At 68.2% G+C, this 22,366-nt stretch carries 25 protein-coding genes and 1 tRNA gene; 15 read left to right on the top strand and 11 right to left on the bottom strand.

Features of this window, described 5'->3' with window-relative positions:
* Window positions 1–354: 354 nt before the first annotated feature.
* The 3 genes from OEJ37_RS31765 (at window position 355) to OEJ37_RS31775 (ending at window position 3,060) form a co-directional block, all read left to right on the top strand.
* Window positions 355–1,014: a HugZ family protein gene (locus tag OEJ37_RS31765; protein WP_174421635.1), complete on the top strand. Its 660-nt coding sequence runs from the start codon at window positions 355–357 to the stop codon at window positions 1,012–1,014.
* 355 nt (window positions 1,015–1,369) lie between these two features.
* On the top strand, window positions 1,370–1,663 hold the full coding sequence (locus OEJ37_RS31770) for an H-NS family nucleoid-associated regulatory protein (RefSeq protein ID WP_152862471.1): 294 nt from the start codon (window positions 1,370–1,372) through the stop codon (window positions 1,661–1,663).
* A 239-nt stretch (window positions 1,664–1,902) separates the two neighbouring features.
* A complete protein-coding gene (locus tag OEJ37_RS31775; RefSeq protein ID WP_175920814.1) occupies window positions 1,903–3,060 on the top strand; it encodes a cation diffusion facilitator family transporter in 1,158 nt (385 codons plus the stop codon).
* Window positions 3,061–3,102: 42 nt separating this feature from the next.
* Here the strand turns inward: OEJ37_RS31775 and OEJ37_RS31780 are convergent, their stop codons facing one another.
* From OEJ37_RS31780 to OEJ37_RS31790, 3 genes are all read right to left on the bottom strand, one after another.
* On the bottom strand, window positions 3,103–3,573 hold the full coding sequence (locus tag OEJ37_RS31780) for an Lrp/AsnC family transcriptional regulator (RefSeq protein ID WP_006477376.1): 471 nt from the start codon (window positions 3,571–3,573) through the stop codon (window positions 3,103–3,105).
* Between the two features lie 79 nt (window positions 3,574–3,652).
* The gene (locus tag OEJ37_RS31785) at window positions 3,653–4,312 is read right to left on the bottom strand and encodes an exonuclease (protein ID WP_174421637.1); all 660 of its coding nucleotides are present in this window, start codon (window positions 4,310–4,312) and stop codon (window positions 3,653–3,655) included.
* Window positions 4,309–4,953, bottom strand: coding sequence for an MBL fold metallo-hydrolase (locus tag OEJ37_RS31790; protein WP_175948438.1), 645 nt, complete (start codon window positions 4,951–4,953; stop codon window positions 4,309–4,311). The genes OEJ37_RS31785 and OEJ37_RS31790 overlap by 4 nt, the downstream gene beginning before the upstream one ends.
* Before the next feature lie 655 nt (window positions 4,954–5,608).
* Here OEJ37_RS31790 and OEJ37_RS31795 point away from each other — a divergent pair.
* Complete coding sequence (locus OEJ37_RS31795) at window positions 5,609–6,220, top strand: septal ring lytic transglycosylase RlpA family protein (RefSeq protein ID WP_152862350.1); 612 nt, start codon at window positions 5,609–5,611, stop codon at window positions 6,218–6,220.
* A gap of 78 nt (window positions 6,221–6,298) precedes the next feature.
* Here the strand turns inward: OEJ37_RS31795 and rsmI are convergent, their stop codons facing one another.
* Window positions 6,299–7,177, bottom strand: a complete 879-nt coding sequence (gene rsmI / locus OEJ37_RS31800) for a 16S rRNA (cytidine(1402)-2'-O)-methyltransferase (protein ID WP_152862348.1) — start codon at window positions 7,175–7,177, stop codon at window positions 6,299–6,301.
* Window positions 7,178–7,223: 46 nt separating this feature from the next.
* Between rsmI and OEJ37_RS31805 the strand changes: the two genes are divergently transcribed.
* From OEJ37_RS31805 to OEJ37_RS31825, 5 genes are all read left to right on the top strand, one after another.
* On the top strand, window positions 7,224–7,652 hold the full coding sequence (locus OEJ37_RS31805) for a YraN family protein (protein WP_174421657.1): 429 nt from the start codon (window positions 7,224–7,226) through the stop codon (window positions 7,650–7,652).
* A 126-nt stretch (window positions 7,653–7,778) separates the two neighbouring features.
* The gene (locus OEJ37_RS31810; protein ID WP_263348859.1) at window positions 7,779–8,363 is read left to right on the top strand and encodes an SIS domain-containing protein; all 585 of its coding nucleotides are present in this window, start codon (window positions 7,779–7,781) and stop codon (window positions 8,361–8,363) included.
* Window positions 8,364–8,380: 17 nt separating this feature from the next.
* Entirely contained in the window at window positions 8,381–9,172 is a 792-nt protein-coding gene (locus OEJ37_RS31815) for a BON domain-containing protein (protein ID WP_174421640.1), read from the top strand.
* Between the two features lie 11 nt (window positions 9,173–9,183).
* Window positions 9,184–9,531: a c-type cytochrome gene (locus tag OEJ37_RS31820; RefSeq protein WP_411859302.1), complete on the top strand. Its 348-nt coding sequence runs from the start codon at window positions 9,184–9,186 to the stop codon at window positions 9,529–9,531.
* A 66-nt stretch (window positions 9,532–9,597) separates the two neighbouring features.
* A tRNA-Ala gene (locus tag OEJ37_RS31825) sits at window positions 9,598–9,673 on the top strand.
* A 165-nt stretch (window positions 9,674–9,838) separates the two neighbouring features.
* Here OEJ37_RS31825 and OEJ37_RS31830 read toward each other — a convergent pair.
* The gene (locus tag OEJ37_RS31830; RefSeq protein WP_263348862.1) at window positions 9,839–11,236 is read right to left on the bottom strand and encodes an enolase C-terminal domain-like protein; all 1,398 of its coding nucleotides are present in this window, start codon (window positions 11,234–11,236) and stop codon (window positions 9,839–9,841) included.
* Between the two features lie 62 nt (window positions 11,237–11,298).
* The gene (locus tag OEJ37_RS31835; RefSeq protein WP_111015538.1) at window positions 11,299–12,639 is read right to left on the bottom strand and encodes an MFS transporter; all 1,341 of its coding nucleotides are present in this window, start codon (window positions 12,637–12,639) and stop codon (window positions 11,299–11,301) included.
* Here OEJ37_RS31835 and OEJ37_RS31840 point away from each other — a divergent pair.
* The 3 genes from OEJ37_RS31840 to OEJ37_RS31850 are packed head-to-tail and all read left to right on the top strand — an operon-like array spanning window position 12,638 to window position 14,923.
* Complete coding sequence (locus OEJ37_RS31840) at window positions 12,638–12,958, top strand: hypothetical protein (RefSeq protein ID WP_263348865.1); 321 nt, start codon at window positions 12,638–12,640, stop codon at window positions 12,956–12,958. The genes OEJ37_RS31835 and OEJ37_RS31840 overlap by 2 nt on opposite strands.
* On the top strand, window positions 12,955–13,575 hold the full coding sequence (locus OEJ37_RS31845; protein WP_263348867.1) for a DUF2239 family protein: 621 nt from the start codon (window positions 12,955–12,957) through the stop codon (window positions 13,573–13,575). The genes OEJ37_RS31840 and OEJ37_RS31845 overlap by 4 nt, the downstream gene beginning before the upstream one ends.
* A gap of 16 nt (window positions 13,576–13,591) precedes the next feature.
* Window positions 13,592–14,923 (top strand): carotenoid oxygenase family protein, encoded by a 1,332-nt coding sequence (locus OEJ37_RS31850; RefSeq protein ID WP_263348871.1) that lies wholly within the window; start codon window positions 13,592–13,594, stop codon window positions 14,921–14,923.
* Window positions 14,924–14,936: 13 nt separating this feature from the next.
* On the opposite strand, the gene OEJ37_RS31855 is transcribed toward OEJ37_RS31850, so the two are convergent.
* From OEJ37_RS31855 to OEJ37_RS31870, 4 genes are read right to left on the bottom strand one after another with little or no spacing between them, the layout of a single operon-like run.
* The gene (locus tag OEJ37_RS31855; protein WP_174422316.1) at window positions 14,937–16,103 is read right to left on the bottom strand and encodes an ABC transporter permease; all 1,167 of its coding nucleotides are present in this window, start codon (window positions 16,101–16,103) and stop codon (window positions 14,937–14,939) included.
* An 8-nt stretch (window positions 16,104–16,111) separates the two neighbouring features.
* Window positions 16,112–17,266 (bottom strand): ABC transporter permease, encoded by a 1,155-nt coding sequence (locus OEJ37_RS31860; protein WP_175920832.1) that lies wholly within the window; start codon window positions 17,264–17,266, stop codon window positions 16,112–16,114.
* A gap of 21 nt (window positions 17,267–17,287) precedes the next feature.
* Window positions 17,288–17,986, bottom strand: a complete 699-nt coding sequence (locus OEJ37_RS31865; protein ID WP_263348874.1) for an ABC transporter ATP-binding protein — start codon at window positions 17,984–17,986, stop codon at window positions 17,288–17,290.
* A gap of 7 nt (window positions 17,987–17,993) precedes the next feature.
* Entirely contained in the window at window positions 17,994–19,199 is a 1,206-nt protein-coding gene (locus OEJ37_RS31870) for an efflux RND transporter periplasmic adaptor subunit (protein ID WP_263348877.1), read from the bottom strand.
* Window positions 19,200–19,418: 219 nt separating this feature from the next.
* On the opposite strand from OEJ37_RS31870, the gene OEJ37_RS31875 reads away from it, so the two are divergent.
* On the top strand, window positions 19,419–19,835 hold the full coding sequence (locus OEJ37_RS31875) for a hypothetical protein (RefSeq protein ID WP_263348879.1): 417 nt from the start codon (window positions 19,419–19,421) through the stop codon (window positions 19,833–19,835).
* Window positions 19,836–19,912: 77 nt separating this feature from the next.
* On the opposite strand, the gene OEJ37_RS31880 is transcribed toward OEJ37_RS31875, so the two are convergent.
* Entirely contained in the window at window positions 19,913–20,671 is a 759-nt protein-coding gene (locus tag OEJ37_RS31880; RefSeq protein ID WP_263348880.1) for a Mut7-C ubiquitin/RNAse domain-containing protein, read from the bottom strand.
* Here OEJ37_RS31880 and OEJ37_RS31885 point away from each other — a divergent pair.
* A complete protein-coding gene (locus OEJ37_RS31885; protein ID WP_263348884.1) occupies window positions 20,561–21,637 on the top strand; it encodes an NAD(P)-dependent oxidoreductase in 1,077 nt (358 codons plus the stop codon). The genes OEJ37_RS31880 and OEJ37_RS31885 overlap by 111 nt on opposite strands.
* 79 nt (window positions 21,638–21,716) lie before the next feature.
* A complete protein-coding gene (locus OEJ37_RS31890) occupies window positions 21,717–22,358 on the top strand; it encodes a LysE family translocator (protein WP_263348887.1) in 642 nt (213 codons plus the stop codon).
* Window positions 22,359–22,366: the final 8 nt, after the last annotated feature.

The raw sequence follows: 22,366 nt of genomic DNA on the forward strand, positions 1-22,366 counted from the left end.
TCGTTCGGTGGATAGTTCGGCGATCCGGCGATCCGGCGACCTGGCGACCTGGCGACCTGGCGACCTGGCGACCTGGCGAACTGGCGAACTGGCGAACTGGCGAACTGGCGAACTGGCGACCCGGCGACCCGGCGACCCGGCGACCCGGCGACCCGGCGACCCGGCGAACCGGCGAACCGGCGAACCGGCGAACCGGCGATCAGGCGATCAGGCCACGTCGCGGCAGCGCGCCGTCCGTCCGGTGCCTGGCACCGTATCGGCCATTCGGCCGATACGCGACGCGCAGCGCCCGCGGGTAACATCGAAGCGCATGCGGCGTGCCCGAAGCGCCGCCCTTCGACCGCAGGAGTCCTCTTGAACATCGATCCCGCCTTCGCCCTGCATCTGCTGCACCGCTGCGCGCTCGGCACGCTTGCCACCCATGCGCGCGATCCGCAGGGCTTCCCGTATCCGACGGTCGTCCCGTTTGTGCCCGATGCAAGCCATCGTCCCGTGATCCTCGTGAGCGGCCTCGCCGAACACACGCGCAATCTCGACGCCGATCCGCGCGCGGGCTTCCTCGTCGTCGACGCGCCCGACGGCGACGTGCTGAACGCCGAACGCGCGACGCTGCTCGGCCGTTTCGTGCCGCTCGGCGACGATCCGCACGTCACCGCGCGCTACCTGCGCTACGAGCCGGACGCCGCGCGTTATCTCGCGCTCGGCGATTTCACGTTCCGCGCGCTCGATATCGAGCGGCTGCGTTATATCGGCGGCTTCGGGCGCATGGGCTGGGTCGACGGCAAGCATCTCGATACGCTGCCGCCGCTCGGGTTTGACGAGGAGCAGGCACTGTGGGACGCATACGATGCCGGCGATGCGCGCCGCGACGGGCTCGAATTGCTCGGCGTCGATCGCCAGGGCGCCGACTGGCGGTGCGACGGCCGCCGCGTGCGCACGCAGTTCGATGCGCCGCCGGCCGATGCCGGCGCACTGCGCGACCGGCTGATCGCATGCGCGCGGGATGTGACGTGACGCCGCGGGTTACCGGTTTGTCAGTTCAGCAAGCCGCACCATCCGATTTTCGCAAACCTGTCGTCCTATGAAAGCTTTGATTTTTAGTATGCAGGGTAATTGCGTATGTTGATAGCCTTAATAGACGATCGCTAATGTCCTAATCTCTGTGGAGGAGCGTAAAAATTTGAGAAAAGGCCGTGTCCGGTCAAAATGACATGTGCGAATTACAATTGATCTAGGGATTTTCATGAATCTCGCTTCTATCAAATCTTTTTTGTGCTAATCTCTGCCTTCGAAAATCCGAGGCACATATATTTCATGAATGGTGAGCTGGCTGCAGACCGGCGCCATTAGTCAGATAGAAAGGGAAACTATGTCTTCTTACAAGGACCTGCTGGCCCAGCGGGAAAAGCTGGAGAAGCAAATCGAAGAAGCGAAGTCGCGTGAATACGCTGAAGTGCTGAATGACGTGAAGCAGAAAATTGCCGACTACGGCTTTTCGCTCGCCGAACTCGGCCTCAACCGCGCGAAGGCAGGTAAGGTTGGCCGTCCGCGCGCAGGCGTGGCCGCGAAATACCGCGATCCGGAATCGGGCGCGACGTGGTCGGGCCGCGGCAAGCCGCCGCGCTGGATCGCCGGCAAGAACCGCGAACAGTTTGCGATTTAAACGCTTGTTTAAGTCGTCTGCTCAAAAGAGCCGCGTGTCCGTTCAGGAGCGCGGCTTTTTTGTTTCCGGACACCGGCCGGTGCGCGGGAAGTGTCATGGAACTGTAATAATGCCGTGTGAATGAAAATGCGACACGTTCGTATAAGCGGTTGATTTGAATGAGAAATTTGTGGGTATTGGCGGAGCTTGCGGGGCGCCTTTGATAGAATTGCGTATCGCACACCGATATCTCATATTTCATGTCCACGTTTTCCGGCGACGCGCAAAGCGCAGATAAGCACGCAGTTGCGCGCAAGAGCACGCTCGTCAGTATTGTGCTGAATGTCGTGCTTGCGACATTTCAGATCGTCGTCGGCACGATTGCGCATTCGCAGGCGTTGATTGCCGACGGTGTGCATTCGATTTCCGATTTGATCTCGGATTTCGTCGTGCTGGTTGCGAATCGGCATAGCGGCGCATCGCCGGACGCCGACCACAATTACGGACACAGCCGCTACGAGACGGTCGCGTCGCTGTTTCTCGGCGCGATCCTGATTGCGGTCGGAATCGGCATGCTCTGGCGCGCCGGCGACCGGCTCGTTAATCTCGAAAACATCCCGGCCGTGCATTTTTCCGCGCTGATCGTCGCGCTGACGGTGCTCGTGTCGAAAGAAGCGCTGTTTCGCTACATGCTGCGCGAGGCGCGGCGCGTCCGCTCGGCGATGCTCGTCGCGAACGCATGGCATGCGCGTTCGGACGCCGCGTCGTCGCTCGTCGTCGCGATCGGCATCGTCGGCAGCCTGGCCGGCGTGCGGCTGCTCGACCCGATCGCGGCGGCGATCGTCGGCTTCATGGTTGCGCGCATGGGCTGGACGTTCGGCTATGACGCGTTGCAGGACCTCTCCGACCGCGCGCTCGACACGGCCGACACGGCCGAGATCCACGCGCTGCTCGCGGCGACCCCCGGCGTGCGCGACGTGCACGACCTGCGCACGCGCAAGATGGGCGATGCCGCGCTCGTCGACGCGCACATCCTCGTCGACCCGAAGATCTCCGTGTCCGAAGGGCATTACATCGCCGAGACCGCGCGCGCACGCGTGCTGTCCGACCCGCGCGTGCTCGATGCGCTGATCCACGTCGACCCCGAGAACGACGCGGCGCGCCGTCCGGCGCTCGCGCTGCCGCCGCGCGGCGAGATCGCGGCACGGCTCGAGGCGGCGCTCGCGCAGCGCGGGCTGCGCGCGGCGGCGATCAACCTGCATTACCTGAGTACGGGGCTCGAGATCGACGTGACGCTCGCCAGCGATCCGGGCGACACCGATGCGGCGCTGGCCGGCCGGCTCGACGCCGACGCGTTGAAGCGCGAGTTCGGCGCGCGCCGGATCGGCTTCACGCGCACGGTGCCCGCGCAGGCGTGACGCGATGCCCGCGAACGCGGGCCGTCCGTGCGGGCCCGCGTGTTACAGCGGCAGTTGCGTGTCGAACTTGATCTCGCGCAGCACGACGCTCGTGCGCACTTGCGACACGGCCGGAATCTTGAAAATGCGTTCGTGCAGGAACACGTCGTAGGCCTTGATGTCGGGTGCGACGATCTTGAGGATGTAATCGGCTTCGCCGGTCGTGCTGTAGCACTCGGTGACTTCCGGGCAGGTCGCGATCTCGCGCTCGAACTGCTCGACGCCGCCTTCGTTGTGGCGGGTCAGGTGCACGTGCGCGAGCGCGCACACGTGCAGGCCGAGCTTCTCGCGATCGAGCAGCGCCGTGTAGCGTTGGATCACGCCCGACTGTTCCATGTCCTTGATGCGGCGCCAGCACGGCGTGCTCGACAGGCCGACCTGATCGGAGATTTCCTGTACGGAACGGCGCGCGTCGAGCTGCAACAGGCGAAGGATTTTTTGCGAAAAGGAATCGAGCGTCACCTGCGCCTCCATGCGGCAGCTACAACACGCTGAATGTTAGAGGGCCGGGAAAGGAAAGGCAATCTGGCGCGGCGCTGTTGAGCGAGATTCGCTAATTTGCTCGCGGATCCGTGGGATTTTGTCCCACCCCCGCGTTTTCCGACCGATCGGTATCCGACACGGCGAGGCCCGCGAGCGCGGCCTGCTGCCGGCGCAGGTCGGCGAGCATGTTGCAGAACAGCGCGCCTTGCTCGATCGCGTCGTCGAGCGCGACGTGCGTATGCGGGTGGTCGTCGAACCAGTGCTTCGGAAAGCGCGGCTTGATCGCCTTGCGGTACGGCAGGCCCGTCATCGCGAACGCGAGCGTCTTGATGTCGAGCGCCGACCACGAGAACGGGCAGCGTCCCGCGAAGCGCATCATGTACCAGAACATGAACGTGAAGTCGAAACCGGCCGGCATCGCGACGAACACGGGCTTGCCGGGCAGCGCCTCGACCCAGTCGACGTACGCGACCAGCGCCGCCTCGGGCGCCTGCAGGTCGCGCCGGCAGGCAGCCCATGCATCGGGCTCGGTCTTCCACCACGCTTCCTGAACCGGATGCGCCTGTGCGCCGGGCAGCGTCTCGAGGTTCGCCGAGAACGTCGCGATCAGCTGCTTGTCCTCGGTATAGGCGGCCGATGCGAAGCTCAGCATCGAATGCGGGCCGGGAATCGGGCCGTCGGCCTCGACGTCGGTGCTGACGTAGATTTCCTGAATGGCGGTCTGGTTCATCCGAATACCTTGTCGGACACGAACGGGTTCGTGCGGCGCTCGTCGCCGAACGTCGACACGGGGCCGTGGCCCGGCACGAACGTGACGTCGTCGCCGAGCGGCCACAGTTTTTCCTTGATCGAACGGACGAGATCCGCGTGATTGCCGCGCGGAAAGTCGGTACGGCCGATCGAGCCCGCGAACAATACGTCGCCGACGATTGCGACGCGATGCGCGCGGCTGAAGAACACGACGTGGCCCGGCGTGTGGCCCGGGCAGTGATAGACCTCGAGCGTCTCGTCGCCGAACCGCACGGTGTCGCCGTCGTTCAGCCAGCGGTCCGGCTCGAAGGCGTCGGCGGCCGGAAAGCCGAAGCGCTCGCTCTGCGTCGGCAGCTTCTCGATCCAGAAGCGCTCTTCTTCCTGCGGCCCCTCGATCGGCACGCCGTAGTGCGTCGCGAGCGTCTTCGCGCCCGCGCAGTGATCGATGTGTCCGTGCGTGAGCAGCACCTTCTCGACCTGCACGTTCTGCCGCGCGACTTCCTGTTCGATCCGGTCGAGATCGCCGCCCGGATCGACGATGGCGGCGCGGCCCGTCTTCTCGCAGACGAGCAGCGAGCAGTTCTGCTGGAACGGCGTGACCGGAATGAGCGTGACTTTCATGGAGGCACCGGCGGCTAAAAGGAGCGATTGTACCGGTCGCGCGCGCTGCCTGCCGCCCGAGCGGCGCACCGCGCGACGCGTGTCTACGGGCAATCCCGGAGCATGTCGATTGTTACCGCCATAGCGAGAATCAATGCTCCGGACGGGCCGCTTTTCGAGACGGCGTTTTGGTTTATGTATAATGCGCCCCATTGAGCGTGAGTTTTACGCAATTCGCTGGTGTTTCGGCCCCGTTAAATGGGGCGTCGGATTCACCGTCAAGCATCAGCCGCCGGGGAGTCCGGCGGTGTATCCAGCACCGAGTAGTCGGTGCTCACGTCTTGTCCGGCCGGGTGCTGCGCGCCCGCCTGCGGCCCTGCTGCCGCGCCGCCGGATGAGGCCTGTGCCGCCGTTCCTGTGAGTCGGTCGTATCGACGCGCGCGAACGTGAAGCCATGTTCGATGGCGGCATGTGGGGTCTGGTCAGGCTGTTGGGGACAGGTTGCGCCAGACGTGAAAGCTAATCAGGACGGTTGCGGCATAGACGAAAGCCGCGCCCATGCTAGCCGCCTGCTCGCATTCGAGCGGGGCGTGCACGCATTTGCCGTCCGGGCTGCGTGTCTGCGTTGTTAAGCAGCGTTTTGACGCGGCGGCCCGAACCAGAAGGCGACACGTCGATGAACGTACGATTTCCGAGTCGATTCGGGACCATTGCATTATTTTTTGCGTTGACGGGCTGTGCGGTGCCACCCAGCCAGACCACCGGAAGCGCGAACCAGAAGAACGCGGTCGACAAGACGGCCGCTGCCGCGAAGGCGGACAACGACAAGCAACAACTGAATTTCGATTCCGCGCTGGCGTCGATGCCGGCTGCCGACAGCAAGGACGCGAAGAAGCCGTCGCTGGCGGACGCCGAGCCGATCGACGGCAAGGATGTGTCCGACTTCCGCCAGACGGGTCGCGCCTCCTGGTACGGGCGGGATTTCCACGGCCGCCGCACCGCGAACGGCGAGCGTTTCAACATGAACGCGCTCACCGCCGCGCACCGCACGCTGCCGCTTTCGTCGTACATCAAGGTGACGAACGCGTCGACCGGCAAGTGGGTCGTCGTGAAGGTCAACGATCGCGGGCCGTTCAAGCGCGGCCGCGTGCTCGACCTGTCGTATGCCGCCGCCAAGATGATCGGCCTCGTGCACGCCGGCACCGGCCGCGTGAAGATCGAAGGGCTGTCGCCGCGGGAAGCGCGCGACGCGCGCGACGAAATGTTCGCGTCGGTCTCGGCGAAGTAACGCGGCGGATCATCCGCTCATGTACAAAGGGCTGCCTTCCGGCAGCCCTTTGTCGTTTCCGCGCGGCGCCGTCGCGCGTCAGCCTTCCTTCAGCGCGAGCGCGCGCGCATACAGCGTGTTGCGCGACGCGCCCGTCAGCGCGGCCGCGAGCTTGGCCGCACTCTTCACCGGCACTTCTTCCAGCAGCAGCCTGAGCAGCGCGTCGTGCGCGGTGTCGTCGGCTTCGCCGCTCGCCGCCGGCGCGCCTTCGACGACCAGCACGAATTCGCCGCGCTGCCGGTTCGCATCGCCGGCGAGCCAGATCTGTCCTTCGGCCAGGGTGCCCTGGAACAGTTGCTCGTGTAGCTTGGTGAGCTCGCGCGCGATCAGCAGCCGGCGTGCGGGGCCGAACGCGTCGGCGAGCGCGGCGACGGTTTCGGCGATCCGGTGCGGCGCTTCGTAGAACACCAGCGCGTACGGGTGCGATACCAGCGCCTGCAGCGCGGTTGCGCGCTGTTTGGCCTTCGGCGGCAGGAAGCCCGCGAACGTGAACGAGCCGGCCCAGTCGCCGGCCACGCTCAACGCGGTCACGGCCGCGCTCGGGCCCGGCAGCGGAATCACGGCGAAGCCGGCGGTGCGTACCGCGTCGACGAGCCGCGCGCCGGGGTCCGAGATGCCCGGCGTGCCGGCGTCCGATACGTACGCCACGCGTTCGCCGGCGCGCAGCAGTTCGATCACGCGCTGAGCGGCTTCGCGTTCGTTGTGCTCGTGCACGGCAAGGAGCGGCTTCGAGATCCCGTAGCGGGCGAGCAGCTGGCCCGTGTTGCGGGTGTCTTCGGCCGCGATGCGGTCGGCGAGGCCGAGCACGTGCAGCGCGCGCAGCGTGATGTCGGCGGTGTTGCCGATCGGCGTGGCGACCACGTAGAGCGTGGCGCTCGGGTAGTGCTGCGTATGCGCGAGTTCGAGGAGGGCAGTCATGGCAGGCAATGCGCGCAATCGCGGCGCAAGCGGAACAAGGACGGCATTGTGCCACGCGGCGCCGGCGCGGCCGGATGGCGGGCGCGGTTTGCCGCGCGCGGGCGACAACTTTTCCGGTGCGGCGCGATCCAAACCGGTCGGCGCGGCATTCGAGCAGCGTGCACGGCAGTTTCTCGAACGCCGCGGGCTCGTGTTCGTTGCGGCGAACGTGACGATGCGCGGCGGCGAGCTCGATCTCGTGATGCGCGAGCCCGACGGCATGCTCGTGTTCGTCGAAGTGCGCGCGCGGCGCAGCGTCAGGCATGGCGGCGCGGCCGCGAGCGTCGGCTGGCGCAAGCGGCGGCGTCTGGTCGCCGCGGCGCTCCAGTTCTGGGCGCGGCACGGTGCCGGCGCCGCGTGCCGTTTCGACGTCGTCGCGTTCGAAGCCGGGCGGCTCGTGTGGCTGCGCGACGCATTTCGTACCGACGATGCGTAGCCGCGAGCTGTGACGAGATGTAAAGAGTTCTTGCCGGACCGCTGGAGAGGGTGCCGGAGTACGGTAAACTCGCCGCACCCACGATGTCGCGCGATGCGTGCCACGCGCCCAGTTCACCAGGAATCGATGTCAGTCGAACGTATTCAGCAACAATTTCGCGACAGCGCCGCGCTTCACGCCGAAGCGGCCGACGCGCTGTCGTTGCCGATCGCAGCCGCGGTCGACGCGATGTTCGCCGCGCTGGCGAACGGCAACAAGATCGTCGCGTGCGGTGACGGCCCGTCGGCCGCCGCCGCACACTATCTCGCGGCGTCGCTCGTCGGCGGCTTCGAGCGCGAGCGTCCGGGCCTGCCCGCGATCGCGCTCGCCACCGATGCGTCGCAGGCCGGCCTCGCGGGCGCGGCCGCCGCCGAGCAACTGTTCGCGCAGCAGGTGCGCGTGCTCGGCCAGACCGGCGACATCCTGCTGGTGCTCGACCCGGGCGGCGCATCGCCGCGCGTGCTCGCGGCGATCGACGAAGCGCACGAGCGCGAGATGACCGTCGTCGCGCTGACGGGTGGCAACGGCCACGCGGTCGCGGCCGCGCTGTCCGACACCGATATTCCGATCAGCGTGCCCGCCATTCGCGCGGCGCGCATCCACGAAGTCCATCTGCTGACTATCCACTGCCTGTGCGACGGCATCGACGCGATGCTGCTGGGTGAGGATTGAACGAAGGAGAGCCGTCGATGAATCAAAGCCGCGTCAAACAGACGCTCGTCAGAACCACGCTGCTCGCCGCGCTGACGGCGGGCCTCGCCGTGTCGCTGCAGGGTTGTGTGCTCGGGGTCGTGGGTGCAGCGGCCGGCGGCGGCGCGTTGATCGCGACCGATCGCCGTACGCTCGGTGCGCAGACGGAAGATCGCGAGATCCAGGTCAAGGCACTTTCGCAGATCAACAACGGGCTGCCGGACCAGTCGCACGTGAACGTGACGGTGTTCAACCGCCGCGTGCTGCTGACGGGCGAAGTGCCGAACAATGCGTCGAAGCAGCGCGCCGAGGAGATCGTGCGCGGCATCAACAACGTGAACGGCATCGTCAACGAGCTGTCGGTCGAGCCGGCGGCGTCGTTGTCGTCGCGCGCGAACGACTCGTACCTCGAAGGGCGCGTGAAGTCCGAGCTGATCGCGACGAAGGGCATTTCGGCGAACTACTACAAGGTCGTCAGCGAGCGCGGCAACCTTTACCTGATGGGCCTCGTGACGGTCGACGAAGGCAATCGCGGCGCCGAAGCCGCGAGCCAGGTGCCGGGCGTCGAGAAGGTCGTGAAGGTGTTCCAGTACGTCAAGCCGCAGGATGCGCAGGCGCTGCAGGCCGCGTCGCCCGCGTCCGGCACGCAGGCTGCCGCCGCGCCGGCGGACACCGCGACGGTCGGTGCGGTGCCCGACGCGTCGGTGCAGTCCACGCCGCTGCAGCCGCCCGCGCCGATCTCGAATTCGTCGAACGTGCACCCGGGCAACCCGAAGGCACCGTCGCAATGAAGATCGTGCGGATGAAGCAGATGAAACAGTGGATGGTGCAGGGCGCCGCGGCCGTGGCGCTCGTGGCCGGCACGCTGGGCGCCGCGCACGCGGACGTCGGCGACGGCCTGAAGGTGGCGCGCGGCAACGCGTGCATGGGCTGCCACGCGGTCGACCGCAAGCTGGTCGGCCCGTCGTTCAAGGATATCGCCGCCCGCTACAAGTCCGATCCGCAGGCCGTGGCGAAGCTGCAGAAGAAGGTGAAGGAAGGCGGTTCCGGCGTCTGGGGGGCGATTCCGATGCCGGCGCACCCGCGCATGAGCGACGCCGACATCCGTTCGGTGGTCGAATGGGTGCTGGCCGGCGCGCCGTCAAAGTAACGCTTTATGGGTGCTGAAACCCCTATTGCCAAGCGCGGAAATGCGTGTGTATGATTACTGACTGTTGGGGCGGTAGCTCAGCTGGGAGAGCGTCGCGTTCGCAATGCGAAGGTCGGGAGTTCGATCCTCCTCCGCTCCACCAACGGAATTCGAAAGGCTCGATCGCAAGATCGGGCCTTTTTGTTTTTTGGCGGGGCCGCCTTGCGGCGCTTGCGCGGCGGCTAGTGCAGCAGATCGTTGACGGCCTTGCACGTCGGTACCGACAGCGCCGCGAATGCCGCACCGTCACCCGTCACCCGCCCTCCCGTCACCCCCGCCCGAAACTGGGCCGCTTCGGATCGTACGTCCACCCCGGCACGAGATAGCGCATCGCGACCGCGTCGTCGCGCGCGGTGCCACCCACCTCGTTGTACAGCGCATGCGCGGCCTCGACCTGTGCCATGTCGAGCTCGATCCCGAGCCCCGGTCGCTCCGGCACGGCCACCTTGCCGCCGACGATCGCGAGCGGCTCGCGCGTGAGCCGCGCGTCGCCTTCCTGCCAGATCCAGTGCGTGTCGATCGCGGTGATCGTGCCGGGCGCGGCCGCCGCCGCATGCGTGAACATCGCGAGCGACACGTCGAAGTGGTTGTTCGAGTGCGAGCCCCAGGTGAGCCCCCAGTCGCGGCACAACTGCGCGAGCCGCACCGAGCCCTGCATCGTCCAGAAATGCGGATCGGCGAGCGGGATGTCGACCGCCTGCAGCCGCACCGCGTGATCCATCTGCCGCCAGTCGGTCGCGATCATGTTGGTCGCGGTCGGAATGCCCGTCGCGCGGCGGAATTCGGCCATCACCTCGCGGCCCGAATAACCGCCTTCCGGCCCGCACGGATCCTCCGCGTACGCAAGCAGGTGGCCCTGGCCACGGCACAGCGCGACGGCCTCGTCGAGCGACCATGCGCCGTTCGGGTCGAGCGTCGTGCGTGAGTCCGGGAAACGCGCCTTGATCGCCGCGATCGCTTCCATCTCGTCGGCGCCGGCCATCACGCCGCCCTTCAGCTTGAAGTCGGCGAAGCCGTAGCGCTCGACCGCGGCTTCGGCCTGCCGCGCGATCGCGGCCGGCGTGAGCGCCGCTTCGTTGCGCAGCCGGAACCACGCGTCCGATGCGTGCGTCTCGTCGCGATACGGCAGATCGGTGCGGCGCCGGTCGCCGATATAGAACAGGTACGCGAGCATCGGCACCGCGTCGCGCTGCTGGCCTTCGCCGAGCAGCGCCGCAACCGGCACGTCGAGATGCTGGCCGAGCAGGTCGAGCAGCGCGGCCTCGATCGCGGTGATCACGTTGTCGAGCCGCAGGTTGATCTCGTGTGGCTGGCGCAGCACGGCCGCTTCGCCGGCCGACGTCACCTCGTGCCGGATCGTGCGGCCCGCACCCGCGCCTGCGCCGGACAGCGCCGCGCGCACTGCATTGAGCGTCGCCTGGTAGCGCCCGATCGACTGGCCGACCACGAGATCCGTCATGCGCTCGAGCGCATGGCGGATCCCTTCGCCGCCCGGCACCTCGCCGACGCCGGTGTGGCCGCTGCTGTCGTCGAGGATCACGAGGTTGCGCGTGAAGTAGGGGGCGTGTGCGCCGCACAGGTTGAGCAGCATGCTGTCGCGGCCGGCGACGGGAATCACCTGCATGCGCGTGACGCGCGGGGTGCCGGCACGGTGGGATTCGGACATCGGTTCGCTCCTGGTTCCGGTGGCGCGCGGGCCGCCCGACGCACCGGCGCGGCCCGCGCCGTTCAATGAAGCTCGACGCGGCGGATCTCGCCGACGACGAACAGGTAGCAGATCACGGCGACGAGCGCGTGCGCGACGACATAGACGAGCGCGCCGTTGAACGAGCCGCTGCGGTCGACGATATAGCCGATCGCGATCGGCGTCGTGATGCTCGACAGATTGCCGCACGTGTTGAGCAGCGCGCCGCTCAGCCCCGCGATCTGGCGCGGCGCGGTGTCCGCGTTGACGGCCCAGCCGAGCGCGCCGAGCCCCTTGCCGAAGAACGACAGCGCCATGAACAGCACGACGAGCACGTGCGAATCGGTGTAGTTGCAGACGATCATCGACATCGACAGCAGCATGCCGAACACGATCGGCACCTTGCGCGCGACCGACAGCGAGCGGCCCTGCCTGAGCAGCGCGTCGGACACGACGCCGCCGAGAATCCCGCCGAGAAACCCGCACACGGCCGGGATCGACGCGACGAGCCCCGCGTTGAGGATCGACATCCCGCGCGCCTGCACGAGATAGACGGGAAACCACGTGATGAAGAAATAGGTGAGTGCGTTGATGCAGTACTGCGCGACATACACGCCGATCAGCATCCGGCTCTTCAGCAGCGCCTTCACGTGACGCATCGACGGGCCGCCGCCGTGCGCGCCCGTCGCCTGGTCGATGTTGACGAGCGCACCGCCTTCGGCGAGGTAGTCGAGTTCCGCGCGGTTGATGTTCGGGTGGTCCTTCGGGTCGTACATCGTGCGGTTCCACACCGCGACGAACGCGAAGCCGAGCACGCCCATCACCGCGAACACCGACTGCCAGCCGAACGCGTGCACGAGCCAGCCCATCAGCGGCGCGAACACGACGGTTGCCGCGTACTGCGCGGCGTTGAAGATCGCCGACGCGGTGCCGCGCTCGGCGGCCGGGAACCACGCGGACACGATCCGGCTGTTGGCCGGAAACGAAGGCGCCTCGGCCGCGCCGACCAGGAAGCGCAGCCCGAACAGCAGCGCGAACGCGGCCGCGCCGCCGAAGAAGCCGATCGCGCCCTGCAGCAGCGTGAACAGCGACCAGAAGAAGATGCTGAACGCGTAGACGATGCGCGACCCGTAGCGGTCGAGCAGCCAGCCGCCCGGCAGTTGCGCGACCACGTACGACCAGCCGAACGCGGAGAAGATGAAGCCGATCTGCACGTGGCTGAGGTGCAGCGCGCGGGCGAGGCTCGGTCCGGCGATCGCGATCGCCGCGCGATCCGCGTAGTTGATCGTCGTGACCGCGAACAGGACGGCCAGCACGAGCCAGCGCACGCGCGTGCGCCGGGCGGTTGCCGACGCGGACGCCGGCAGCGCTTGAAGCGGATTCATGACTGTCTCCTCCGAATGGCGGAAGGTTGCCGTCGTGCGGCAGGCGCGTCGGGTGCGCGCGTTGTTTGTGAAGGCGCCGCCGGCCGGAGGCCGGGCGCCGGACGCCGATGCGGGCAGGGCGTCCAGGCCATTCTGTCATGTCGATATTTGCACTTTCATGCCAATTGCTGACTTGATCGATTCAGCATTTGAATCGATGGTCGCGACGCGGCCAGCGGCGGTACGCCGTCATGTTTTTACCCGGGTGATATTGACATTCTATTTATACCCGGATAAAAATAACGACATTCCGATTCCTGCCTGCGGGCGACCACGATGACAACCTCCACGATTCTTCCTTCATACACCGCCTTCGACGGCCACCGGCGGCTCGCGTCGGGCCCGCTCGCGACGGTCGCGCTCGCGGTCAGGCAAGCCGGCGACGCAATGTCCGGCACGATCCTGATCTTCGACGACACGACGGGCCGCTCGATCGATCTCGACCTGCGCGGCACGGCGGACGATATCCGCGCGCGCTACGCTCCGCCGGGCGGCGTGTCCGGTGCCGCCGGCGAGCCGGCCGGCGCGGGCGAGCAGCGCGGCCGCGGCCGACCGAAGCTCGGCGTCGTGTCGCGCGAGGTCACGCTGCTGCCGCGTCACTGGGAATGGCTCGGCGCGCAGCCGGGCGGCGCGTCCGTCGCGCTGCGCAAGCTCGTCGAGGACGCGCGGCGCACGCATGCGGCGGCCGACCGGCGCCGCGACGCGCAGGCACGCGCATACCACTTCATGTCGGCGATGGCAGGCGACCTGCCCGGGTTCGAGGAGGCCGCGCGGGCGCTGTATGCGAACGACCCGGCGCGGCTGGCCGAGCTGATCGCCGGCTGGCCGGGCGACGTGCGCGACCATGCGCTCGCGCTGGCGCGCGGCGACCTGCCGCCGTCCACCGAAGACTGCTGACGGAACGCCCGACGCGATGACCACATTCGATCTGAACCGCGGCGCGATCGCGCCGGTCGCCGACGAGGTCGATCTCGTCGACCTGCGCGTGACCGGCACCATCCCGCGCGAACTCGACGGCACGCTGCTGCGCAACGGCCCGAATCCGCCGGGCGGCCGCTTCGAAGGGAACGACGTGCTGTCGTGGTGGCCGGAAGCCGCGATGCTGCACGCGATCGCGTTCGAACGCGGCCGCGCGGCCGGCTATCGGAATCGCTGGGCGCGCACGCGCCGCTGGGCCGCCGTGCATGCGCCCGCGCAGGCGCCGCATCTGCCCGACACCAATCCGAACGTGAACGTGCTGCAGCACGCCGGCGAACTGCTCGCGCTGGCGGAGGGCGGCGCGCCGTTCGCGATCACCGCCGCGCTCGATTCGCTCGGCGTGTCGGCGCGGCATGCGGGCTTCGATGGCGGGATGACCGCGCATCCGAAGGTCGATCCGGAAACGGGCGAGCTGATCGCGTTTCGTGCGGACTGGCGCGCGCCGTGGCTGCGCTACGGCGTCGTCGACGCGCACGGCGTGCAGCGCGTCGACATCGCCGTCGACCTGCCTGCGCCGTCGATGATGCACGATCTCGCGATCACGGAAACCCGCAGCCTGCTGCTCGACCTGAACGTCGGCTATGACTTCTCGATGCTGAAGCAGGGCCACCGGATGCCGCTGCGCTGGCACGACGACCGGGCCGCGCGCATCGGCGTGATCGCGCGCCACGGCGGCGACGTGCGCTGGTTCGGCATCGAGCCGTGCTTCATCCAGCACGTCGTGAACGCGTACGATTGCGACGCGTCATGCATCGTGCTCGATGCGGTGCGTTATCCGTGGTACCTGCGGCTCGATGCGCGCACGGGCCGCTTCGCCGACAACCCGGTCGGCGAGCTGTGGCGCTACGTGATCGACACGGCGAACGGGCTGATCGACGAAGGGCCGCTTGCCGACGGCGGCATCGAGCTGCCGCGCATCAACGAAAGCCGGATGGGGCGCCGCTACCGCTACCTGTATGCGGCCGAGCAGCCGAACCATGCGGAAATGCGCGGCGTGATGCGCTTCGACCACATCCGCGGCACGACGACGCGCTACGCGGTGCCGGCCGGCGACCAGAACGGCGAGCCCGTGTTCGTGCCGCGCCCGGGCGGCGTCGACGAGGACGACGGCTGGCTGCTGGTGATGGTCTACCGCGCGGCGACGGATACGAGCGACGTCGTGATCCTCGATGCGCGCGCGCTCGAGGCGGGGCCGATCGCGACCGTGCACCTGCCGCGCCGCGTGCCGGCCGGGTTCCACGGCGCGTGGGTGCCGCGCGTGCGCTGAGCGGCGGCGCGCGTCACTGCGCGCGCAGCGCGTCGACGATCTTCAGCCGCGCGGCGCGCATCGCCGGCAGGAACCCGCCGACGAGCCCCATCACGAGCGAGAACAGCAGCGTCTTCACGACGATCGCGGGCGTCAGCACGAAACGGAACGACAGGTCCGCGAAGGTCTGGAAGTTGGTGGTCGAGAACGACGCGAACTGCATCAGCGATGCGCACGCGAGCCCCGCGACGCCGCCGACGAAGCCGAGCAGCAGCGCCTCCAGCAGGAACGCGGCGAGCACGCTCATGCGCTTGAAGCCGAGCGCGCGCAGCGTGCCGATCTCGGCGACGCGGTTCGCGACCGACGCATACATCGTGATCATCGCGCCGATCATCGCGGCGATCGAGAAGATCGTCGACAGCGTGATGCCGAGGATGTTGATGAACTTCGACAGCGCCTTCGACTGGTCGCCATAGAAGGTCTGCTCGCGCTTCGCCTCGTCGGTCAGCCGCGGGTCGACGTCGATGTCGGCCTTGAAGCGCGCGAAGCCGTCGGCGCTCGGGATGCGCAGCACCATCGACGAGTAGCTCGTGCGCCGGAACGACTGCATCAGCTGGTCGACGTCGCCCCAGATCTCCGAATCGAAGCCGCTGCCGCCCGCGTCGAAGATGCCGACGATGGTCCAGTCGCGCTGCGCGAAATGCAGGCTGTCGCCGAGCTGCGTGCCGCTGAAGCCTTTCGCGATCGCGCTACCGACGATGATTTCCGACGAGCCGGGCACGAACATGCGGCCGGCCACCAGCTTCACGTGCGGGCGTAGCGCGAGGCCGGACGGCGACACGCCGCGGATCACGACGTTCGACGGCTTGCCGCTCGACGTCTTCACGAGCGAGATCAGCACCACGGCTTCCTTCGACACGAGCGGCCGGCCGTCGGGGCCGAGCACGACGGCCGGGTGCATCTCGAGCGCGTTGGCCTGCTGGTGGTCGATCGAACTCTGGATCTCGGTTTCGGCGCCCTTGCGGATCACCACGGCGTTGTCGGGTTCGCCGGTCGACACGAGCGTCTGCGTGAGCCCCGCGTCGAGCATCTGCACCGTCGCGAACACGAAGATCACGAGCGCCATCCCGCCCGCGGTGAGCGCGGTGGTGAGCCGCCTGGTCCACAGGTTGCGCGCGATGTAGGTGAGCGGGATCGCCATGCGCGTGTCTATCCGATCGCCCGCAGGCCTTCGACGACGCGCACGCGCGCCGCCTGCCACGCCGGCACGATCGCGGCTGCGATGCCGACCGCGACCGAGCATGCGGCCTGCAGCGCGACCGTCTCGGCCGACACCTTGAACACCGGGAAGATGCCGCCGGCCGCCTGCTTGAACAGGCTCGCGGCGGGCGGCGTCGCGAGAATCCCGAGCCCGCCGCCGGCCACCGCGATCACGACCGATTCGCCGAACACGATCAGCGCGAGGAAACCGGGGCCGAAGCCGAGCGCCTTCAGCGTCGCGTATTCGGCCGTGCGTTCGCGCGCGCTCATCGCCATCGCGTTGGCCATCACGGCCATGATGATCAGGATCACCACGTACGACACCAGGCGGATCGCCGCGATGATCTGGTTCGACATCGCGACGAAGCCGAGCTGGAACGCCTGCTCGGTCTCGGTCAGCGTCTCGGCGAGCGAGTTCTTGAACACGGCGTCGACGTTGCGCGCGATCGTCGCGCCGTCGTCGGGGTTCGCGACGCCGAGCACGAATACGCCGACCTGGTCGGCCTGTTTCGGCGTGCGCTGGCGCACCGTCTCGTTCAGGTAATCCCAGTGGAACACCAGTTGGCGCGTGATCGTCGAGTCGTCGCGGCCGTCGAGGATCCCACGCACGACGAAATCCCACGTGCCGGGATAGATCGTGCCCTTCAGCGGGATCACGTCGCCGACCTTGAAGCCGAACTGTGTCGCGAGCTGGCGCCCGACCAGGCAGCCGCGGCGGTCGCGGTCATAGTCGGCGCGCTGCTGCGCGGGCACGATGAATTCCGGATACAGGTCGAGATAGTTCTCCGACACCGCGAAGCTCGCGAAGAAGTTCTTCGGGTCGCGATAGATGCCGCCGAACCAGTTCGAGCGGACCACGGCCGTCACGCCGTCGATGCCGCGTATCCGGTTCTCGTAGCTGACCGGCAGCGGAAACACGAGCGAGATCGCATTGCGCGTGACGAGCCGTCCGCTGGACGCGGCGGCCGCGCCCGCGTACCACGCGTCGACGACCGTGTGCAGCAGCCCGAACGCCAGCACCGCGATGGTGAGCCCGAGCACGGTCAGCAGCGTGCGCAGCCGGTGCCGCAGCGCGTTGCGCGCGATCAGCTTCAGCACGTACATCGCGCGCGCTCCCGCAGTCGGTCAGCTGGCGTGCCCATCGATCAGCTCCCCTTTTTCCAGATGCACGAGCGACCGCGCGGCGCCGGCCGCGTGCGCGTCGTGGGTCACCATGATGATCGTCTTGCCGAGCTCGGCGTTCATCCGCTGCAGCATCGCGAGCACGTCGGTGGCCGACGCGCGGTCGAGGTCGCCGGTCGGCTCGTCGGCGACGATCAGCACGGGATCGGAGATCAGCGCACGCGCGATCGCGACACGCTGCTGCTGGCCGCCCGACAGCTCGGACGGGTAATGGGTCGTCCGGTCGCCGAGGTTCACCATGTCGAGCACGAGCTCGACGCGCTCGCGCCGCTCGCGGCGCGACAGGTGCGTGAGCATCAGCGGCAGCTCGACGTTCTCGAACGCGGTGAGCACCGGCATCAGGTTGTAGAACTGGAAGATGAAGCCGACGTTCGCCGCGCGCCATTCGGCCAGTTGCGCTTCCGCGAGCTGCGAGATGTCGAGGCCGCCCACGCGCAACTCGCCGCTGTCGGGCCGGTCGATGCCGGCCACCAGGTTCAGCAGCGTGCTCTTGCCGGAGCCCGACGGCCCCATCAGCGCGACGAAGTCGCCTTCGCCGATGTCGAGCGTGATGTCGGTCAGCACGGGCACGATCTGGTTGCCGCGCCGGTACGACTTCGCGACGTGGCTGAGCTCGACGAGGGGCGGCGGCGTGTCGTTCACGCTGGCGCTACTTCTTCGCGACGGTCACTTTCGCACCGTCCTTCAGTTTCGCGCCCGGCGCGAGCACGACCGTGTCGCCGGGTTTCACGCCGCGGATCGCGACCAGCTCGCCGATCCGCATGCCCGTCGTCACGGCCGCCGCGCGCACGGTGTCGTCCTTCACGACGAACACGACCGGCCGGCCGTCGCGCTCGACGACGGCGCTCGCCTGCACGGCCGTCACGGGCTGCCGGTCCTGCGCCGACACGGGCTTCGACAGGAACGCGATCTTCGCGCTCATGTCTGGCAGCACGCGGTCGTCGCGGTCGACGAAGCGCACCTTCACGAGCACGGTGGCCTTCGAGCGGTCGACGGTCGGCACGATGCGCGACACGCGGCCCGCGAAGCGCATGTCGGGCAGCGCGTCGAGCTGGATCTCGCACGGCTGCTCGGCACGGATCTTCGCGATGTTCGATTCGGCGACGTCGGCCTCGACTTCGAGCGTGTCCATGTCGGCGATCGTCACGACCGCGCCCTTGCTGTCCGACGCGGACGAGAACGGCGTGATGTTGTCGCCGACGTTCGCATGCTTCGCGAGCACGATGCCGTCGAACGGCGCGCGGATCACCGTCTGGTCGACGGCGACCTGCGCGGCCTGTGCGTTGGCGTCGGCGGACGCGATCGCGGCCTCGCCGCTGCTGAGCGACGCGCGAGCCTTGTTCACGCGGGCCGTGTCGATGTCGAGCTGCGCGGCCGGCACGGCGCCCTTCGGCGCGAGCGCCGCGGTGCGGCGCAACGCGATTTCGGCGTCCTTCAGCTCGGCCTGCTGCACGCCGAGGTTCGCGCGGGCGACCTTCGCCTGCGCGAGCGCCTGTGCCCGCGACGCCTCGACGTCGCGGCTTTCGAGGCGCGCGATGATTTCATCCTTCTTCACGCGGGTGCCCTCGAGCACGCCGAGCCATTCGACGCGCCCCTGGCCCTTTGACGCGACCGCGGCCTTGCGCTGCGGCACGACGTAGCCGGTCGCATTGAGTTGCGCGTCGTTCTGGTACGGGTAGGCGGACGTGACGGACGTCGTTTCGACCGTCGGCCGGCCGGTGAGCGCGACGCCGGCGACGATCGCGACGATGGCGATCGCGGCGGCGACCGCATAGCGGGCCCACCGGCGCCGGCGTGGCGCCGGTGCGATTGGACGCCGGTCGATTTTCAGTTTGTCCAGATTGTGATCGGGCAATTTGAGCGCCTCGCGACGGCGGCGGTCTGGCGACCGGCCGCGATCCGGTTTCCGGGGAAAGGGACGGATGGACGCCCAGTATAGCGTCGCGGGGCAGCGCGCGAGAGCCGGTTTGCCGGGCCGCCGCGGCTGCCGGCGGGCGGGCCGCTCGATGCCGGACACGCGTGCCGGGGCGGGCGGAAACCGGCGTCCTCGGGGAAAACCCGCGAGGCGCAAGCCGTGTGTCAACTTGCCGCGAAGGCAGCGCGTTATGGAGCCAGTACGTCAGTCTTTGTCGCGGCGAAACGGCGCAAGCCGGCCGCCCGGCGGCGACCGGAACCCCCGGCGCGACTGGCGTTCCGATGCGAATGCCTCGCATCTCTTACCGGTACGTTTGATTTTTTCTCCGCTAAAGGAAGAACAATGAAGAAGACGCTCGCTTCGATCATGACCGCAGCATTCGCACTCGCATCGGTTTCGGCATTCGCACAGGCGTCCGCGCCGGCAGCTGACGCGATGGCTCCCGCTTCGGCACCGATGAAGAAGGATCACAGCAAGCCGAAGCACCAGCTGAAGCAACACGGTTCGGCCAAGGGCAAGGCAAAGGCCGCCGCCGCTTCGGCAGCCGGCACGAACGACAAGGGCGCGGCAAACTAAGCGCCTCGGCCGGGGCCGGCACTGCCGGCCGTCCGTCGAAAAACCCCGCATGCTCCGGCATGCGGGGTTTTGTTTTTTCAGGCGTCGCCGGGGCCGGACAGAGGCGCGGGCGCGCGCATTGCGTCGACCACCGAACGCATGCGCCGCCAGTGCGAGCCTTCCCAGAACACGCGCCGGCACACGTCGCACGCGGCAAAGCGCCGGTGCCGCTGCCGGACGCCGTCCGGCACGTGCGGCGCGGCGGCCTCCGCGTCGAGCGGATGCAGCGGCGCATTGCAGCGCAGGCACAGCCGGAACGGCCGCATGTGCGGCGCGAGATCGAGCCGTTCGAACAGTTCGCGTAGCTGGTCGCCCGGCAGCACCGCGTGCAGGTAGCAGCCGCGCGCGACCGCGCGCCGCTTGAGCAGCTCTCGGTCGCGGGTCAGCACGATCCGGCCCTCGCGGCCCGCGAGCGCAGCGAGCTCGTCGTCGCGGTAGTGGTTGTCGTAGCAGGTGTCGAAGCCCGCAAGGCGCAGCAGTTGCGCGAGGCCGCCGAGATGCGCATCGGCGACGAAGCGCCATTGCTCCGATTGCGGCGCCGTTGCCGTGTTCGCAGCCCGCTGCGCGCGCTCCGGAAAGGCTTCGACACGGTCGCCGTCGTCGAGCGGCCGGTCGAGCGCGGCCGGCGCGTCGTTCACGCGGAGCCGGCCGATTTCGGTATGCGGGATGCCAAGCGCCTCGATCGCATGCTTCACCGTCGCATCGCACGCGCACGCGTGCCCGAACGCGCGGTCGCGCCGCGCGCGCGGAAGAAAGGCGTTCAGTTCGCCGTGGAAGCGGAAGGTCGCGGTCGCCATCAGTGCAGTATCGCACCGCGCGCGGCCGGCGGCAGGCGCTGCAGACGGCCGGCATCTGTGTTTAACTCGCGGCTTCACGGAGCGAAGGAGCGGGCAATGGATCTCGGGTTTATCGGGCTGGGCGAAATGGGGCAGGCGGTTGCGACGAACCTGCTGAAGGCGGGGCACACGGTGCGGGTCTGGAACCGGTCGCGCGAGCGTGCCGAGCCGCTCGCGGCATTCGGCGCGCAGATCGTCGACACGCCGGTCGACGCATTTCGGGGCGATGCCGTGTTCTCGATGCTCGGCGACGACGCGGCTGCGCGCGCCGTGTTTGACGACGCATTGCTCGCGCAGGCGCCGCGCGGCCTGATCCACGTGAACATGGCGACGGTGTCGGTCGCGCTCGCCGAATCGCTCGCGCATGCGCACGCGTCGCGCGGCATCGACTACGTCTCCGCGCCGGTGATGGGGCGGCCCGACGTCGCGGCCGCCGCACGCCTGACGATCATGGCGGGCGGCCCGGCCGAGGCGATCGACCGCGTGCAGCCGCTGTTCGACGCGATCGGCCAGAAGACCTGGCGGTTCGGTTCGCTGCCGCAGCACGCGAACATCGCGAAGATCGCGGCGAACTTCACGCTCGCGTCGGCGATCGAGACGCTCGGCGAGGCGTCCGCGCTGCTCGGCGCGCACGGCGTCGCGATGCGCGACTTCCTCGACGTGATCACGAGCAGCGTGTTTCCGGGGCCTGTTTACGAAGGCTACGGTTCGATGATCGCCGAGCGGCGTTACGAGCCCGCGCGCTTCAAGGCGCGCCTCGGGCTGAAGGACGTCCGGCTCGCGCTGGAGGCCGGCGACGCCACGTCGGTGCCGCTGCCGGTGGCGAGCGTCGTGCGCGACAGCCTGCTCGATGCGCTCGCGCACGGCGGCGGCGAGCAGGATTTCGCGGTGCTCGGCGAAGTCGCGCTGCGCCGCGCGGGCCGCTGACCCCGGGCGCGACAGAAGCGTGGCGCGCGCGGCATAATCGACGCTTCGTCTTTCTTTTTTCTTTCACGCAGAGGCGGGTATGAACTTGCATACGTGGTGGCTTTTCATGGCGACGGTGTTCGTCGTGTCGGCGATTCCGGGCCCGAACATGCTGCTCGTGATGACGCACGGCGCGCGGCACGGGCTGCGGCGCTCGTCGTCGACGATGGCCGGCTGCCTGAGCGCGCTGGTGCTGATGCTGTCGGTGTCGGCGGCGGGCCTCGGCGTGTTTCTCGAAGCGTGGCCGGCGATGTTCAACGCGCTGCGCTTCGCGGGCGCGGCCTACCTGATCTATCTCGGCGTGAAGGCGTGGCGCGCACGCGTCGACGACGCGCCGTCGGCCGCCGACGTCGAAACCGTGCCGCGCCAGGCAGTACCGGCGTCGCGCTGGGTGTTGTTCCGCAACGGCTTCCTGGTCGCCGGCAGCAACCCGAAGGCGATCCTGTTCGCGGCCGCGCTGCTGCCGCAGTTCATCAACGCGGCCGAGCCGACGCTGCCGCAGTTCGGCATCCTCGTCGTCACGTTCGCGGTGATCGAGGTGAGCTGGTATCTCGTCTACGCGTCGTTCGGCACGCGCATCGGCGCGACGCTGAAGAGCCAGAGTGTCGCGAAGATCTTCAACCGGCTGACGGGCGGGTTGTTCGTCGGCTTCGGCGCGATGATGGCGCTGGTCCGTCACTGATTCCCGAC

The sequence above is a fragment of the Burkholderia sp. BKH01 genome, from assembly GCF_025685725.1.
GTDB classification, from domain to species: Bacteria; Pseudomonadota; Gammaproteobacteria; order Burkholderiales; family Burkholderiaceae; genus Burkholderia; species Burkholderia pyrrocinia_C.

Excerpts from the sequence above, each read along its gene's own strand:
- OEJ37_RS31770 (WP_152862471.1), top strand. The coding sequence starts at position 1,370 with ATGTCTTCTTACAAGGACCTGCTGGCCCAGCGGGAAAAGCTGGAGAAG.
- OEJ37_RS31775 (WP_175920814.1), top strand. The coding sequence starts at position 1,903 with ATGTCCACGTTTTCCGGCGACGCGCAAAGCGCAGATAAGCACGCAGTT.
- OEJ37_RS31780 (WP_006477376.1), bottom strand. The coding sequence starts at position 3,573 with ATGGAGGCGCAGGTGACGCTCGATTCCTTTTCGCAAAAAATCCTTCGC.
- OEJ37_RS31785 (WP_174421637.1), bottom strand. The coding sequence starts at position 4,312 with ATGAACCAGACCGCCATTCAGGAAATCTACGTCAGCACCGACGTCGAG.
- OEJ37_RS31790 (WP_175948438.1), bottom strand. The coding sequence starts at position 4,953 with ATGAAAGTCACGCTCATTCCGGTCACGCCGTTCCAGCAGAACTGCTCG.
- OEJ37_RS31795 (WP_152862350.1), top strand. The coding sequence starts at position 5,609 with ATGAACGTACGATTTCCGAGTCGATTCGGGACCATTGCATTATTTTTT.
- rsmI (WP_152862348.1), bottom strand. The coding sequence starts at position 7,177 with ATGACTGCCCTCCTCGAACTCGCGCATACGCAGCACTACCCGAGCGCC.
- OEJ37_RS31810 (WP_263348859.1), top strand. The coding sequence starts at position 7,779 with ATGTCAGTCGAACGTATTCAGCAACAATTTCGCGACAGCGCCGCGCTT.
- OEJ37_RS31815 (WP_174421640.1), top strand. The coding sequence starts at position 8,381 with ATGAATCAAAGCCGCGTCAAACAGACGCTCGTCAGAACCACGCTGCTC.
- OEJ37_RS31820 (WP_411859302.1), top strand. The coding sequence starts at position 9,184 with ATGAAGCAGATGAAACAGTGGATGGTGCAGGGCGCCGCGGCCGTGGCG.
- OEJ37_RS31830 (WP_263348862.1), bottom strand. The coding sequence starts at position 11,236 with ATGTCCGAATCCCACCGTGCCGGCACCCCGCGCGTCACGCGCATGCAG.
- OEJ37_RS31840 (WP_263348865.1), top strand. The coding sequence starts at position 12,638 with ATGACTGTCTCCTCCGAATGGCGGAAGGTTGCCGTCGTGCGGCAGGCG.
- OEJ37_RS31835 (WP_111015538.1), bottom strand. The coding sequence starts at position 12,639 with ATGAATCCGCTTCAAGCGCTGCCGGCGTCCGCGTCGGCAACCGCCCGG.
- OEJ37_RS31845 (WP_263348867.1), top strand. The coding sequence starts at position 12,955 with ATGACAACCTCCACGATTCTTCCTTCATACACCGCCTTCGACGGCCAC.
- OEJ37_RS31850 (WP_263348871.1), top strand. The coding sequence starts at position 13,592 with ATGACCACATTCGATCTGAACCGCGGCGCGATCGCGCCGGTCGCCGAC.
- OEJ37_RS31855 (WP_174422316.1), bottom strand. The coding sequence starts at position 16,103 with ATGGCGATCCCGCTCACCTACATCGCGCGCAACCTGTGGACCAGGCGG.
- OEJ37_RS31860 (WP_175920832.1), bottom strand. The coding sequence starts at position 17,266 with ATGTACGTGCTGAAGCTGATCGCGCGCAACGCGCTGCGGCACCGGCTG.
- OEJ37_RS31885 (WP_263348884.1), top strand. The coding sequence starts at position 20,561 with ATGCTTCACCGTCGCATCGCACGCGCACGCGTGCCCGAACGCGCGGTC.
- OEJ37_RS31880 (WP_263348880.1), bottom strand. The coding sequence starts at position 20,671 with ATGGCGACCGCGACCTTCCGCTTCCACGGCGAACTGAACGCCTTTCTT.
- OEJ37_RS31890 (WP_263348887.1), top strand. The coding sequence starts at position 21,717 with ATGAACTTGCATACGTGGTGGCTTTTCATGGCGACGGTGTTCGTCGTG.